The 15,214-nt window shown below is 63.3% G+C and carries 14 protein-coding genes and 1 riboswitch; of the genes, 11 read left to right on the top strand and 3 right to left on the bottom strand.

All coding sequences use genetic code 11. From position 1 onward, the window contains the following. Window positions 1-2: 2 nt before the first annotated feature. Window positions 3-2,138, bottom strand: coding sequence for a bifunctional lysylphosphatidylglycerol flippase/synthetase MprF (locus ASU23_RS24010; protein ID WP_058038821.1), 2,136 nt, complete (start codon window positions 2,136-2,138; stop codon window positions 3-5). Between the two features lie 139 nt (window positions 2,139-2,277). On the opposite strand from ASU23_RS24010, the gene ASU23_RS24005 reads away from it, so the two are divergent. The 11 genes from ASU23_RS24005 (at window position 2,278) to gcvP (ending at window position 12,222) form a co-directional block, all read left to right on the top strand. Beyond that, on the top strand, window positions 2,278-2,892 hold the full coding sequence (locus ASU23_RS24005; RefSeq protein WP_054781509.1) for a CoA pyrophosphatase: 615 nt from the start codon (window positions 2,278-2,280) through the stop codon (window positions 2,890-2,892). 109 nt (window positions 2,893-3,001) lie between these two features. Then, entirely contained in the window at window positions 3,002-3,601 is a 600-nt protein-coding gene (locus ASU23_RS24000) for a CDP-alcohol phosphatidyltransferase family protein (protein WP_030537518.1), read from the top strand. Beyond that, window positions 3,598-4,464 (top strand): DUF881 domain-containing protein, encoded by an 867-nt coding sequence (locus tag ASU23_RS23995; RefSeq protein ID WP_003946177.1) that lies wholly within the window; start codon window positions 3,598-3,600, stop codon window positions 4,462-4,464. Before ASU23_RS24000 ends, ASU23_RS23995 begins: the two co-directional genes overlap by 4 nt. A 13-nt stretch (window positions 4,465-4,477) precedes the next feature. Further along, the gene (locus tag ASU23_RS23990; RefSeq protein WP_003946178.1) at window positions 4,478-4,828 is read left to right on the top strand and encodes a small basic family protein; all 351 of its coding nucleotides are present in this window, start codon (window positions 4,478-4,480) and stop codon (window positions 4,826-4,828) included. A 3-nt stretch (window positions 4,829-4,831) separates the two neighbouring features. Continuing rightward, complete coding sequence (locus ASU23_RS23985; RefSeq protein ID WP_007731994.1) at window positions 4,832-5,614, top strand: DUF881 domain-containing protein; 783 nt, start codon at window positions 4,832-4,834, stop codon at window positions 5,612-5,614. A 45-nt stretch (window positions 5,615-5,659) separates the two neighbouring features. Further along, window positions 5,660-6,064 carry a glycine cleavage system protein GcvH gene (gene gcvH / locus ASU23_RS23980; protein ID WP_003946160.1) on the top strand — a complete coding sequence of 135 codons (405 nt, stop codon included), beginning with the start codon at window positions 5,660-5,662 and terminating at the stop codon, window positions 6,062-6,064. Between the two features lie 211 nt (window positions 6,065-6,275). Further along, window positions 6,276-6,770, top strand: coding sequence for a glycogen accumulation regulator GarA (gene garA / locus ASU23_RS23975; protein ID WP_003946166.1), 495 nt, complete (start codon window positions 6,276-6,278; stop codon window positions 6,768-6,770). Continuing rightward, window positions 6,770-7,507 carry a MerR family transcriptional regulator gene (locus ASU23_RS23970; protein ID WP_003946161.1) on the top strand — a complete coding sequence of 246 codons (738 nt, stop codon included), beginning with the start codon at window positions 6,770-6,772 and terminating at the stop codon, window positions 7,505-7,507. The genes garA and ASU23_RS23970 overlap by 1 nt, the downstream gene beginning before the upstream one ends. Before the next feature lie 93 nt (window positions 7,508-7,600). Next, on the top strand, window positions 7,601-8,074 hold the full coding sequence (locus tag ASU23_RS23965) for a bifunctional nuclease family protein (protein WP_003946194.1): 474 nt from the start codon (window positions 7,601-7,603) through the stop codon (window positions 8,072-8,074). Between the two features lie 332 nt (window positions 8,075-8,406). Further along, window positions 8,407-8,961: a MerR family transcriptional regulator gene (locus ASU23_RS23960; protein WP_021344354.1), complete on the top strand. Its 555-nt coding sequence runs from the start codon at window positions 8,407-8,409 to the stop codon at window positions 8,959-8,961. Between the two features lie 220 nt (window positions 8,962-9,181). Then, window positions 9,182-9,310, top strand: a riboswitch (glycine riboswitch). A gap of 53 nt (window positions 9,311-9,363) precedes the next feature. After that, window positions 9,364-12,222 carry an aminomethyl-transferring glycine dehydrogenase gene (gene gcvP / locus ASU23_RS23955; RefSeq protein WP_058038820.1) on the top strand — a complete coding sequence of 953 codons (2,859 nt, stop codon included), beginning with the start codon at window positions 9,364-9,366 and terminating at the stop codon, window positions 12,220-12,222. A gap of 22 nt (window positions 12,223-12,244) precedes the next feature. On the opposite strand, the gene ASU23_RS23950 is transcribed toward gcvP, so the two are convergent. Next, window positions 12,245-13,393 (bottom strand): metallophosphoesterase, encoded by a 1,149-nt coding sequence (locus ASU23_RS23950; RefSeq protein ID WP_058038819.1) that lies wholly within the window; start codon window positions 13,391-13,393, stop codon window positions 12,245-12,247. Beyond that, window positions 13,393-15,087 (bottom strand): VWA domain-containing protein, encoded by a 1,695-nt coding sequence (locus ASU23_RS23945; protein WP_058038818.1) that lies wholly within the window; start codon window positions 15,085-15,087, stop codon window positions 13,393-13,395. The genes ASU23_RS23950 and ASU23_RS23945 overlap by 1 nt, the downstream gene beginning before the upstream one ends. Window positions 15,088-15,214 lie beyond the last annotated feature (127 nt).

The following is a 15,214-nucleotide window of genomic DNA, read 5'->3' as shown; positions in this document are numbered from 1 at the left end:
CGTCAACTCTTGCTGGTGGCGAGCTTGATCAGCTGAGGAGCCGTTGCGTCGGGCAGGTAGGCACGCGTCAGTGCGATTCCGATCCGAGGCAGGTCGGCCTCGTCGCGGAAACACAGGAAAACGGGTTCGTACCTCGGCTTGAACTTCTTCTTGAACGCGTGAAGAGACCGGAAGCCGTAGAGCGGTTCCATCGCGGCACCGAGCATGTCCAGTAGGCGGTCCATCGATGCGGCGTCGGCGCCGTCGTCGCTGCGGGCGAGCGGTGCTCCGGACAGTGAGACGAATTGGGCACCTTGTTCTTTGAACTCGAGGGCCGACGATGCGATGAGGAACTCGACCACCGGACGGAACCCGTCAGGACGTCGACGCATGACGTCGAGTGTCCAACCCTGAACCACGCCGCCTTCGCCGTACACCGGCAACCACGAGGTGACGCCGTGAATGCTTCCGGTCGGGTCGACGGCCAAGCCGACACGGACGTCGCGATCGAGCGCCTCCTCGACGCTTCCGAGGGTGAACCCCATCTCGGGTAGCCCCTTGTCGCCCACCCATTCCTCGGAGATGGCGCGCACCTGAGCCAATACGGAGAACGGCTCGTCGGCCAATGTTGTCATCCGGAAGGTGATGTCGTCCTTCTTGGCCTTGTTGAGCGCCGAGCGGATGTCCTGCCAGGATTTACCGGTGAACTGCAGTTCTGGTAGGTCGACGATCGTGTCTTCGGCGACCTGAACGGTGCGCCAGCCACGCCGGGTGGCGGCGTCGGCTGTCTCCTTCCCCACGGAGAACAAGCAGGGAGTGAGGCCGTTGGCTTCGGACATCGTCGTGAATTCGTCGACCGCTGCGGCAAGTCGGTCGGGGCTCGCTATCGGATCGGCCAGGACCACGACGACACCGACATGCCGTTGGAATGCAACGACGCTCTCACCCGACTCGCCGAAGTAGTAACTGTTGCCGTCCCACGTCGTCATCCACGACATGGTTCCGCCGCCGTGCCGTTTGAGCAGTTCCCGAGCGGCGGCGCGCGGATCGTTCCCGGACAACGGCCCGCCTCGAATCTTGCGCCGCATCGGTACGTGAAAAGCGTGGCGGCCCTTGATCAACAAGATGAGTTCGAGAAGCCAGAGCAGCGCGGTACCGACCGTGACGGCGCCGGCGCTCTCGTAGTCGAAGAAGATGACCGAAACGAGGACGAGGGCGGTGGCCAAGACCGTCAGTGAACCGAACACCACGGCAACCCACCAGGCCCAGCGGCGACCTCGTCGCAACTGGTCCGCGATCAGGGCAACGATGACCACGTCGATCAATGCCGTCCAGCCCGAACCGGTTTCGGCTTCCGTCGGCCCGAACGGTCCGCTTCCGGGGAACAGCCAGACGGCGATCTCGACCACGCCGATCAGGAGCAGGCCGATGAATCCGAGCAGGCGGATCTCGCGTCGCGTTCGGGGGATGAACCCGCGCTCTCCGTCGCCGAAGAACTTCTCGCCCACCGGCAGGAATATCGCGACCGCGATGAGGTGCTGCACGTCGGCGAGGCGGCCTTCGAAGAGGAACGCGATCGCAATGTACGCACACAGAATGGCGCGCACTCGCATTCGCCAGGGCGAGCGGAGTGTTGCTGTGGTCGCGGCGAGTGCGGCGATGATTGCGGTAGTCACGCCGACGTCGCGGTGGGTGGCGAGGTTGCGAGCCCAATCCCAGTCGGTGTGGCTGCCCGCCCAGAGGAGGAGCGATGCACCGAGTTCGCCCGCCAACTGACCGCTGATCGTGACGATGGCCGCGTTCTTGGTTCCCAGGCGCCATTCGCACCAGCCGACCGCGAAGGCAAAAACGACGATGATCGAAACATACTGACCCGGCGTCAATCCGAAGAACCACCCCGTGACGAGAGTCCACCACTTGCCTTCCTGCAAGGCAGGAACTCCGTAGGCGATGTCGTTGAACCACGAGTAGGTACGGACGTGATTCCACAGGGCGCCGGTCGCGATCCCGACGACGGTGATGGTGAGGACGACGATCGAAGTGAACGGCACGCGCCGCAGGACGCTCAGCGTGTCGGAAGCAAAGCGAGAGGCCCGATTCGACGCGCCCGGCGCGCTCTGGTCGGTCTGCGGGGTGGGGGTCTGGGACTGCTCAGCCATCGAGGTTCTCTTCTCGCCATGCCGCACGGTGGATTCTGCCTGTTCAGCATGACAGGAATACAGACCGATAATCAGGCGAAGCGGCCAAAATGGACCAGACTGGCTGAGGGTCTCAGTCTCGTGGCGCTACTGTCGAGCCATGGTGAACGGAGATTTACTGAATCGGGACCACGTGGTCGCCTCACTTGCCGCTTTCGAACCTCGGTCGGTCGAATTGGACGGAAGGCGCTCGGCGTCGGTGGTCATCGTCGTCATGCGGACAGCGGACGGAACACCAGTGTTCCCGGTGACGAAGCGGCCGAGCAAGATGCGCGCCCACCCCGGTCAATTCGCGTTGCCGGGCGGAAGCGTCGACCCGGGCGAGTCGTCCGAACAGGCAGCGGTTCGGGAACTTTCCGAGGAGCTGGGTGTCGACGTTCCCGAGTCGAAGATCATCGGCCGGCTCGACGACTACGTCACTCGTTCGGGATTCGTGATCCGGCCGTTCGTCATGTGGTCGGGCGAGGACATCGGGGGACTGGTACCCAATCCCGACGAGGTGGCCCAGGTGTATGCCGTCACGTCGGAGGAGCTCGACGTGGACTCGCGCTTCGTCACCATCGCGGAGTCACCGAACCCGGTGATCCAATGGCCGTTCCGAACGAGCCTGATCCATGCGCCGACCGGAGCCGTCATCTATCAGTTCCGCGAAGTGCTGAACGGACGGCACACGCGCATCGACAAGCTCGAGCAGCCGGTGTTCGCCTGGCGATAAGGGCAGCTCGACACGCTCGGGACAGTTCAGGCTACGGCGCCTCGGCGAATAGTCCGTCGTGCTGTGGAAAGCTGGCCGCACGGCAATCGAACGACGCGAGGTGTGTGCAGTGAACTCTGGCGAACAAGAACCGATCCCCACGGATCGGATTCTCACTGTTCCCAACGTGCTCAGTATCGTGCGTCTACTCGCTCTGCCACTGTTCGCCTACCTGCTGCTCGTCACGCACTCGGACGGCTGGGCATTGGCGCTGCTGATGCTCAGCGGGTTCACCGACTGGCTCGACGGCAAGCTGGCCAGAGTGCTCGGACAGACCTCGCGTCTGGGAGCGCTTCTCGACCCGCTGGTCGATCGTCTGTACGTCGTGACGACACTGGTCACCTTCGTCGCCCGCGATTTCATTCCCTGGTGGGTCGCAGCGATACTCATCGGCCGTGATCTTCTGCTTGCGTTGACGCTGCCGATCTACCGCAGGCGTGGCCTGCCACCGCCCGAGGTGGTTTATCTCGGCAAGGCTGCGACCTTCCTGCTGATGTTCGCGCTGCCGTTGATTCTTGCCGGGCACGGAGACTGGGCCATCGGACCGTTCACCCATGCCTTCGGTTTCGCTTTCCTGATCTGGGGAACCGTCCTGTACGTGTGGACTGCCGCGATCTACGTGCTCAAGGCCGTTGACGTTGCGCGAACCCACGAGGTCGTGCCCCGATGAAGTCGACCGGGGAGGACGTCCGTCGTAACCCGGTACCGTCGCTGCTTCGGTCACTCATGACCGAACATCTCGACCCGGGCTACGAGGCAACTGCATTCGAACGCCAGCACGAGCACACCAAGAACAGATCCTCGAAGACGGGGCCGTGGCTGGCCCTCGGCGCACTGTTGATCGGGTTCATCGTCACGGTCTCGGCTGTTCAGGCGACGAAGCAGGTGACCGGCACCGAAGAGGTTCGAAGCGAGTTGGTGGCGAAGGTCCGTGATGCGGAGGATCGAATCGATTCACTGGCCGCGTCCCGCGATTCACTCGGCGGCGCCGTCGACGCCGCGCGCGGCGTGGCGCTCGAAGGCGATGCACGCGGCAGCGCCGTCCTCGACCAACTGCGAGCGGTCGAATCCGGCGCAGGAGCCGAAGCTGTTCACGGGGAAGGACTGGTGGTGACGTTGACGGACCCGGCCGGACGCCCGAACCTCTCGGATGCGTCGCAACGGAGTGTCGGCGGCAAGACCGTCGTTCTCGATCGCGATCTGCAGACCGTCGTCAACGCATTATGGGCGGGCGGCGCCGAGGCGATCGCAGTCGGCGGCGTGCGAATCGGGCCGACGGTGACCATCCGTCAGGCGGGCGGCGCGATGCTCGTCGACAACCAACCTGTTTTCTCCCCGTACCTCGTCGAGGCGATCGGAGACACGCGAGCACTGCAGCGGAAATTCGTCGTCAGCGACGCCTACGTGAGAATGTCTAGCGTCTCGCAACTGTACGGAGTCGGTTTCGCGGTGGCCGAAGACGATTCGTTGACTCTGCCGCCTGCGGCGCCTCGCGCCGTCCGAGTGGCAACAGAACCCACAGAACCCAAGTGACAGAAGGAGTTCGATGAAGGCCGGTTCCGCCCTGTACGGACTCGCAGCACTGGTCGTCGGCATCGTCCTGGGCGTAGTTTTCAGCCCGCAGGTGCCCGACGTGATCCAGCCCTATCTTCCGATCGCTGTCGTTGCGGCGCTCGACGCCGTCTTCGGTGGACTACGCGCGTACCTGGACGAAATCTTCGACGCGAAGGTGTTCGTGGTTTCCTTCGTCTTCAACGTGCTCGTCGCGTCGTTGATCGTCTGGCTCGGTGATCAGTTGGGTGTCGGTACTCAACTCTCGACGGCGATCGTCGTCGTGTTGGGTATCCGGATCTTCGGCAACGCAGCGGCATTGCGACGCCGACTGTTCGGAGCGTGAGTCATGGCGGAACATTCCACGACCGAACCGGAAGAAGAACCTCCCGTCACCACTGCGGGTGAAGGTCGTCACGAGTTGCGTTCACCGTCCAAACACCGCACCAACGTCGTCTTCGCAATCCTCGCTGCTGTGCTGTTGGGCGTGCTCGGCGTTGCGATTGCCACACAGGTACGCAGCACAGTGGCCGGAGATTCACTCGACGCCGCGCGCCCTGCCGACCTCCTGGTGGTTCTCGACAATTTGAATCGGCGCGAAGCCGCGCTGAGGCAGGAAGTCGCGAATCTTCAGGAATCGCTTGCCACTTTGGAAGCCGGTGGCAACACGGGAGCAGCGCTGGACGAGGCGCGGGCGCGGCTGACCTCACTCTCCATTCAAGTGGGGACCGCTCCGGCCACTGGACCGGGTGTGACGATGACCCTGACAGATCCGGCGGGCGGCGTCGGATCGGAAGTGATTCTCGATCTCATCCAGGAACTGCGTGCTGCCGGTGCCGAAGCCATCTCGATCGCAGGTGCGAACGGCGAACCCATTCGTATCGGCGTGAACTCGTGGGTGAGTGGGCGCGGCGGCGAGATCGAATTAGACGGAACCCGGATCGAGCAGCCGTACACTGTGACCGCGATCGGAGATCCGCCGACATTGGCGGCAGCGTTGAACATTCCCGGAGGCGTCTTCGACAATGTCGCACGCAATGGCGGAACGTCGTCCGTCGAGCAATCGCAGCAGGTCACGATCTCCGTCTTGCGACAATTGAATCCGCGCCAATACGCTCAACCCGGAAATTGATCTTTTTGCGTCCGACTTTCGGACGGCCTGTGAAAGGAAGCCACTGTGAGTGAGCTCGATACACCTACCGATCTGCGCTACACCGCGGAGCACGAGTGGGTGAAGCGAACCGGCCCGACCTCAGTTCGAGTCGGTATCACCGACTTTGCTCAGTCGCAGCTCGGTGACGTCGTGTTCGTCCAGCTTCCCGCTGTCGACGAAGACGTGACCGCCGGTGAATCGCTCGGTGAGGTCGAGTCGACCAAGAGCGTCTCCGACATCTTTGCTCCGTTCACTGCGAAAGTTCTTGCAGCGAACGGTGAATTGGACGGACAGCCCGACCTCGTCAACACCGACCCGTACGACACGGGTTGGTTGGTCGAACTCGAGGTTGCCGACGAGGCCACACTCGACGCCGCACTCGCGGCAACTCTGGACGCGGAGGCATACAAGGGACTCACGTCCGAGTAGAAAACCTGCGCGTGGACCGGCCAACTCGTGTTGTGTCGCGGCCTGTCTCGCTGCACACGGCGGTCTGCGCAGGGTACGGTCGTTAGGTACGCATGTGCCGAGTCGGGGCGCAGGGCCGTATCGAACGTGACTGTGAAAGATGCTCGTGAAGAAAGTGCACTGCGTAGTCCAGTGATTCATGATCTGGATGATTGACCCAGGAGGAGAAACAGTGAGCGAGAACGGTAACGACGCGGGCTATGGGGAGTCGCCGGCGGAGACCACTTCGGTTTTCCGCGCGGACTTCCTCAATGAGCTCGACAACACCTCCTCTGCAGCACCGGCCGCCGAGCAGCCGGTTTCGGGCGTGGAAGGCCTTCCCGCCGGAGCCGCACTTCTGGTGGTCAAGCGGGGACCGAATGCAGGATCCCGCTTCTTGCTCGATCAGCCGACGACGTCGGCAGGTCGGCACCCGGACAGCGACATCTTCCTCGACGACGTGACCGTCAGCCGTCGTCACGCCGAGTTCCGTCAGGAAGATGCAGATTTCCACGTCGTCGACGTCGGAAGCCTCAACGGCACCTACGTCAACCGTGAGCCTGTCGATTCGGCAGTTCTCGCGAATGGTGACGAGGTTCAGATCGGCAAGTTCCGTCTGGTGTTCCTCACCGGCCCTCGTGCCGGCGGTTCGCAGGTCGGCGAGTCGTCAGCAGGTGCGGGTAGCTAATGACGGCAGTGCGGCAGCAGAGCCAGCCCGGAATGTCGATTGGTTCCGTGCTGGATCGGTTGCGTCCAGATTTTCCCGACGTGACGATTTCGAAGATCCGTTTCCTCGAGTCCGAGGGCTTGATCAGCCCGCAACGGACACCGTCGGGATACCGCAGATTCTCTGTCGAGGACTGCGAGCGTCTTCGCTTCGTGCTGACCGCTCAACGCGATCAGTACCTGCCGCTCAAAGTGATCAAAGAACAACTCGAAGCGATCGACAGTGGCGCAGCGACGGTGAGTGCAGAAGTTCCTGCGCCTCGTCGTGCTCGCGTCCTGTCGATCGCTACGGGCGATGTCTCACCCGAGGCGTTCCGGGTCGATCGCGAAGTTCGAGTCGGTCGTCAGGATCTTCTCGCGCGCGCCGACATCGACGATCGGTTTCTGACCGATCTGATCCGCACCGGTTTGGTCGTTCCCGGCGCGGCGGGCTTCTTCGACGAGGATGCCGTGACGTTGGCGCGCACCGCTAAGGCGATGTCCGAGTACGGCTTGGAGGTGCGCCATCTGCGCGCGTTCAAGTTGGCTGCTGATCGCGAAGCGGGACTGGTGACTCAGATCGCCGGACCGGTTGCCAAGGGTCGTGACGCCGGAGCACGTGATCGTGCCGAGGAAATGGTGCGGGAGCTGGCCGCTCTGTCACTGACTTTGCACACGTGTCTGGTCAAATCGGCAGTTCGGGGAAGTCTCGATCGCTGAGTTCCTCGATCAGCGGGGCACACTCGAATAGAATTTCAGTACGACCGCATCGGAGTCGGTCGGCTGGATCACGTCAGGTTGGAGGCAAGCTCGATGGGCGAAATGCGTGTGATCGGAGTTCGTGTCGAGCAGCCTCAGAATCAGCCGGTCCTGTTGCTGCGAGAGTCCGACGGCGATCGGTACCTGCCGATCTGGATCGGGCAAACCGAAGCTACCGCGATTGTTCTCGAACAACAGGGAGTCGAGCCGGCGCGGCCGCTGACTCACGACCTGATCAAGATCTTGATCGAATCTTTCGGTCGGAGCCTCAAGGAAGTTCGGATCGTGGACCTGCAAGAGGGCACTTTCTACGCGGATCTCGTCTTCGACGAGCAGACCACTGTCTCGGCACGTCCGTCGGACTCGATTGCATTGGCCCTGCGCATCGGCGTTCCGATCTTCGCGTCGGAGGCTGTTCTCGCCGAGGCCGGTCTGGTCATTCCCGACGAGCGCGAAGACGAGGTCGAGAAGTTCAAGGAATTCCTCGACACCATCTCGCCGGACGATTTCAAAGCCACTGATGGTTAGCCTGAATTGACTGGTTGCGGACTTTAGTCTTCAACTCTCAAGTAGAGGTTGAGTCTCGGTCGGCGTGTTGCGTTGACCATGCACCCTCCTGGACTTACCGTTGCGTGCGGTGGAGATCTTCTCGCCTTGTCGATCGAGGCGTACTCTGGGTAAGTCCACTCATGGAATTACCTGCCTTGGATTCACATCTGAAAGTTCGGTCGGCACGGGATTCTCGTGACTGCTGATAGCACAGGTTGGTTACATGATGGCGAAGCGAGAGGGAGACGGCAGTGGAAGAACAGTCGAATGAGCGCGGGACGGGCATAGCCGGTAGTGCCGCGACTGCAGAAATGTCTTCCGAAGAGCTGCAGCCGGGCTTGTTCCCGGACGATTCCATCCCCGACGACCTCGTCGGATATCGAGTACCCAGTGCGTGCCAGATCGCCGGGATCACGTACCGCCAACTCGACTACTGGGCACGGACGTCGTTGGTTGTTCCGTCGATCCGTGGCGCTGCCGGATCCGGAAGCCAACGTCTGTACTCCTTCAAGGACATTCTCGTTCTGAAGATCGTGAAGCGTCTGCTCGATACCGGCATCTCACTGCAGAACATCCGCGTTGCCGTCGATCACCTCCGTAAGCGTGGCGTCCGCGATCTTGCCAACATCACTCTGTTCTCCGACGGCACCACCGTGTACGAATGCACGTCCCCCGAAGAGGTCGTCGACCTCCTCCAGGGTGGGCAGGGCGTATTCGGCATCGCAGTCAGTGGCGCGATGCGTGAACTCACCGGAACGATCGCCGACTTCCCCGCCGAGCGGGCCGACGGCGGCGAAAGTGATCCCAACCCGGAAGACGAGTTGGCTTCGCGACGCAAGAATCGCGCCAGCCGCAAAACCGGATAACGTACGTCACATCTCTTTGGAGGATGCCACGGTGCAGGTAGGCGTTTCGGTCAACTAGACTGGGCCTGCGTCGCCGGCGTACGGGAGAGCCTCGGATACCGATTCACCGAACTTGTCTTTGTTTCAGTCTTTGTCTCAAAGGTCAGTCGTGAGCGGGATCAGGGCGCCGAAGGAGCAATACCTCCCCGTCAATCTCTCAGGCACCAAGGACCGTACGGGCTCCGACGCCTCTGGAAAGCGGTGGGACAACCCACCCGCCGACGGGGAAAGGCTGTGGCTTCCGCCTTCGGCGGATCACTACCGAATCTCTCAGGCGCTCGGGAATCGAGCATGCGACAGAGGGGGAGGAACACACCGCAGTTCGGTGTGTGTCCTGATCCTCCGATCTGTCTGGGAGTTGTCGTGATCGACGCTGCAAGCCGTATATTTGCCGACCGCCATGTCGGTCCGAACGCCGCGGAACTCGCGCGCATCCTCGAACTCGTCGGGGTCGATTCACTCGACGAACTGGCAACCAAGGCCGTTCCCTCCGTCATCCTCGACGCTGCCCCGAACGGCATCGCTGCCGGACTCGACGCTCTGCCGCTTCCGGTCGGAGAGCACGAGGCACTTGCCGAACTGACTGCACTCGCAGCCCAGAACACCGTCGCGACGTCGATGATCGGCCTCGGCTACTTCGACACGTTGACGCCGCCGGTGTTGTTGCGCAACATCATCGAGAACCCGGCCTGGTACACCGCGTACACCCCGTATCAGCCGGAGATCAGCCAGGGCCGTCTCGAAGCCCTCCTCAACTTCCAGACCATGGTCGCCGATCTCTCCGGCATGGAACTGGCAAACTCGTCGATGCTCGACGAGGCCACCGCCGCTGCCGAAGCCATGACGCTCCTGCGCCGCGCGAACCGCAGCAAGTCCCCACGATTTGTCGTCGACGCCGATCTCTACCCGCAGACCCTCGCCGTCATCGAGACTCGCGCCGAGCCGCTCGGAATCGAGATCGTCTCTGCGGACCTCACCGCTGGTCTTCCGGAAGGTGACTTCTTCGGCGTCATCGCCCAGATCCCAGGTGCCTCGGGACGAGTCGTCGATTACACCTCGATCATCGCGGAAGCTCACGAGCGCGGCGCACTGGTTGCCGTCGGCGCAGACCTCCTCGCGATGACGCTCATCACCTCACCCGGTGAGCTCGGCGCGGATGCGTGCTTCGGAACCACCCAGCGTTTCGGTGTTCCCATGGGATACGGCGGACCGCACGCCGGTTACCTGGCCGTGCACTCCAAGCATGCGCGTCAGCTGCCCGGCCGCTTGGTCGGCGTCTCCATCGACGCCGACGGAGACAAGGCATACCGCCTGGCGCTGCAGACACGTGAGCAGCACATTCGCCGCGAGAAGGCGACGTCCAACATCTGTACCGCTCAGGTGCTCCTCGCCATCCTCGCTGCGATGTACGCGAGCTACCACGGCGCCGAGGGACTCAAGGCGATTGCGTTGCGCGTCGCTGCCCGCGCACACGCGTTGGCAAACGGCCTGCGCGAAGGCGGCGTGACCGTTGTCCACGATTCGTTCTTCGACACCGTGCTCGCTCAGGTTCCGGGCAAGGCGGCCGACGTCGTCGCTGCGGCCAAGGAATCCGGGATCAACCTGCGTCTGGTCGACGCCGATCATGTCGGTATCTCCTGCGACGAGGCCACGACCGCCGACCACGTCCTTGCCGTGCTCGACGCGTTCGGGATCGAGGATGCTGTTGTCGCCATCGAAGCCGAGGGCAATTCGGTTCCGGTTGCTCAGGAGCGCACCTCCGACTACCTGCAGCACGAAGCCTTCACCCGTTACCGTACGGAAACGGCAATGCTTCGCTACCTGCGCGCGCTGTCCGACAAGGACATCGCGCTCGATCGCAGCATGATCCCGCTGGGTTCGTGCACCATGAAGCTCAATGCGACCGCCGAGATGGAATCCATCACCTGGCCCGCGTTCAACGCGATCCATCCGTTCGCGCCGACATCGGATGCGCCCGGTCTGCTGAAGATCATCAAGGATCTCGAAGACTGGCTGGTCGCGGTCACCGGCTACGACAACGTCAGCCTGCAACCCAACGCCGGCAGCCAGGGGGAATACGCGGGCCTGCTCGCGATCCGCAACTACCACCTCAGCCGGGGCGACGACCACCGCGACACCTGCCTCATTCCGTCGAGTGCTCACGGCACCAATGCGGCTTCTGCCGTCATGGCCGGGATGCGCGTCGAGGTTGTCGCCTGCCGTCCCAACGGTGACGTCGACGTCGACGATCTGCGCGCGAAGATCGCCGATCACGCCGAGCGTCTCGCCGCGATCATGATCACCTACCCTTCAACACACGGTGTCTACGAGCACGAGATCGCCGACATCTGCGCAGCGGTACACGACGCCGGTGGCCAGGTGTACGTCGACGGCGCCAACCTCAATGCGCTTGTCGGCCTTGCCCGTCCGGGCCGATTCGGCGGCGACGTCAGCCACCTGAATCTGCACAAGACCTTCTGCATCCCGCACGGCGGCGGCGGACCCGGCGTCGGCCCGATCGGTGTGCGCTCACACTTGACGCCGTTTTTGCCCGGACACCCGATGGCGCCCGAACTCGGTGGTAGAGGAACGATCTCGGCAGCGCCCTACGGCAGTGCGTCCATTCTGCCCATCACCTGGACCTACATCCGGATGATGGGAGCTGCGGGCCTGCGCCGCGCCAGCCTGACCGCCATCGCGTCGGCCAACTACATCGCGCGTCGACTCGACGAGTACTTCCCGGTTCTCTACACCGGCGAGAACGGCATGGTCGCGCACGAGTGCATCCTCGACCTCCGGGGGTTGACCAAGGACACCGGCGTCACAGTCGACGACGTCGCAAAGCGTCTGGCCGACTACGGTTTCCATGCTCCGACCATGAGCTTCCCCGTGGTCGGCACACTGATGGTCGAGCCCACCGAGAGCGAGAACCTCGAAGAGATCGACGAGTTCTGCGAGGCGATGATCGCCATTCGCGGCGAAATCGATCGCGTCGGAGCGGGCGAGTGGACGGTGGAGGACAACCCGCTACGCGGTGCTCCCCACACTGCGGGAAGCATTGCAGCGCAGTGGGATCACCCGTACTCGCGTGAGATCGCCGTCTTCCCGCGTGGCAAGGCTCGCCCGAAGGTGTGGCCGTCCGTGCGTCGTATCGACGGTGCACATGGCGACCGCAACCTGGTCTGCTCCTGCCCGCCGATCGAAGCGTTCGCAGGCAACTAAGGCGTGTGCCCGCCGGAGATCATCACCTCTCGTGTACGAGTTCGAGAACAGTGATCTCCGGCGGGGCGCCGACGCGTACCGGCGGACCCCAAGCCCCGGCGCCACGCGTCGTGTACAGCACTGTGTTTCCGACCCTGTCCAAGCCTTGCACCGAAGGCTGCTGCAGCGGAACGAGATACCGCAGCGGCCACATCTGACCGCCGTGAGTGTGCCCGGACAGTTGCAGATCGATACCCATCTCGGATGCCTCGATCGCTTGACGCGGTTCGTGCGCGAGAAGCAAGGCGAAAGTATTCGGATCGCGACCTGCGAGCGCGGCAGTCAGGTTCGGCTCGTACGGGGCCGGCGACGTGTAGTCGTGGATGCCCACGATGTCGATGGTATCGCCGCCATGCTGGATCGAGGTGCGGCTGTTGCGAAGTGTGGTGATCCCCAATGTCTCCCACACGTCGAGCCATTTGCCGCCGTCGTCGGCGTAGAACTCGTGGTTTCCGCTGACTCCGAAGATTCCGTCGGGCGCCCGAAGATCGGCGAGCGGAGCAAGATCGGGAGCAACTTTCGCGACGGTTCCGTCTACGAGGTCGCCGCCGATCGCGATCAGATCGACATTCTGCGAGTTCACGATATCGACCACCTTGCGGGTGAAGTCGACCCCGCGGGCCGGTCCCACGTGCAGGTCGGTGATCAAGGCGATCCGGTATCCGTTGAAGCCCTCAGGTAGACGAGCGAGCGGCACGCGGACGCGGGAAATCTTGGGGCCCGACGCCTCGTAGACGCCGTAGCCGGCGGTGCTGATCGCCGCGAGAGTGACTGCTGCTGTAGCCAACTGCAACGTACGACGCTTGGCTGGGTCGACTTCGGTCGTGGTATCCGTGTGGCGTGCACGTAGTCGACCGATCCCGGCGAACAGGCCGATCACGAGCAGTCCGGGAATCAGATACAGCCACGAAGCCAGCCAGACCCATCCGACAAATCCGATCGGTCGCGCCCACGATGTCGGAAAGACTTCGCCGCTGCCGACCCCTATGAGCGTCGAGACCGCCAAGACGACAAGCGCAGTGTCGGCGAGACGAGCCCATCGCCTCGGGATGCCGGTGGCGCGAACGAGTCGGCGATGCAGGAACCAGGTCAGAAGGGCGAGAAGGACTGCAAAAACCGCGACGCGCCCCATCAGGACAGCATCTTGGTCACTGCGGCCGCGAGAGCGGGGTCGGACGTCGAATCGACCCGAACCAATGTGCCGCCCGTCCGATCCGAGACGTCTTGGAGTGTGGAGACGTCGTCGCCCGCACCGACGACGATCACGTCGACCTGTACCGGACGCGACGGATTGCCCGCAGCGGCGATCGCGCTGAGCAGTTCGGCTCGCGTCGTGGTGGATTCGTCAGGCGTACTCGAGGTGATCAGCAGCACCGAGTTGACTCGCCCCGCGTCGAAACCGTCCACGGCGGCTTTGTAGGAGCTGGCAAGCGCCGGGTATTTGGAGGTCTTTCCGCCGGCCCGAAGCCCGTTGAGGAAATCGGTGATCGTGGCACGCCGATTCGGCTCGGACAGTGAACCGCCCGGAACCAGGATGCGCTCGGACGGTTTTCCGTCGGTGCCCGTGCTGAACTCGCGAAGGCCGATGTCCGAAGCGTCAGGGCTGCGACCCAATTGGGTGTTCACCGCCGAGGCAACGTTCGCCAAGCGGGTAGTGCCACCGTCGTCGGTACCCATCGACGCCGACGTGTCCATCAGGATGGTGGCACTACGCGGCGAGACCGGGTTGGCGACTATGTCACCGAGCGCCGCTGCGGTCTCCGCCGAAGCCGGTTTCAACGTGGACGAGATCTTGGCCGGGGACACCGCCCCGAGATCGGGAAGGTCTTGGCCCTCGACCCGGAAACCGGCGCCGACGAACAACTGTGACTGATTCGGCTCACGCATGAAATCGGCAAACTGTGCCGCTGCGCGCGACGCGGTTTCGTCGATCCCGCTGCCCGAGACGATGACCGCCGGATAGTCCGCGACTGGCGTTGCGCCGGCGGGGGAGTACGTCGTCATCGCCGCGTTCGCGCTCTGCGCTATCGACTGTTCCGTGGCCGGAACGGCTTTCACCGAATCCGGTGTTCCGGCGCTCAGTGCTCCGAGGGCTTCGGCGGTGGACGAGGGGGGAGTCGGCAAGGATTGGAACTGCAACGCCCGTGCACTGAGCGCAGCGTTGACCTGAGCGGACTTCGCCTGATCCGTCGTGACCGGACCGGCACCCGCATCGGCGACGTCGGCAGCGATCGCCTGTGCAGCCATCGAGGTTTCGGTACTTCCGACCGGCAGGGCGACCGTCAGATCGGAAGGCAAAGACTTCCAACTCGATGCTGCGCCGGCCAATGCTGCCGCGGTCTCGGGACCGGCTGCCAGAACGATCGGGGAACTCGCGAGCGAGCGAGGATCACCGTTGATCACGGCCTTGCCCGACAGTGGCGCGAGTTCGAACGAACTCGTCGGGATCCACAGGGAGGGACGCGGTCCCAATGCTGCGTCGTCCCAGGGGGCCGCCGGACCGGCTTCGAGTGCCGTCGAGACCGACGCGGACGGCGCACCGTGCACCACGACGGCGATGCAGTGATCACGCACCACCGGCGAGGTCTGGGTGTACCGCTTCGCCAGTTCCTCGACCTGTGGGGCTATGGACGGATCCGCGGTGACGTCGAGTGTCTTGTTGCCCTCGACGCACGTACCGGCTGCCTGCTGTCCCTGATGGTCGATCCGGTTGCTGAGGGCCTTCCATCCGAAGAAGCCTGCCACGATCAAGACGATCAGCACGACGACGAGAATCGGCCCCTTACTGATACCTCTGGCGCCTGACCCGCCGCGATGTTCGCCCACGTACCTTGCCCTACCTTGGTCACTCGAAGAATGTCTGTTGAACGGACTTTGTCCTCGGCCAGTCTAGTGACGAAACTTCGGGGCCTACGCGAACAGCCTCGACACCGGGAGCGGTGCCGAGGCTGTT

Origin of the sequence: Rhodococcus sp. KB6, from assembly GCF_001445685.1 — a bacterium.
Lineage (GTDB): Bacteria > Actinomycetota > Actinomycetes > Mycobacteriales > Mycobacteriaceae > Rhodococcus_F > Rhodococcus_F qingshengii.
This window is presented reverse-complemented; position numbering and strand designations above follow the sequence as displayed.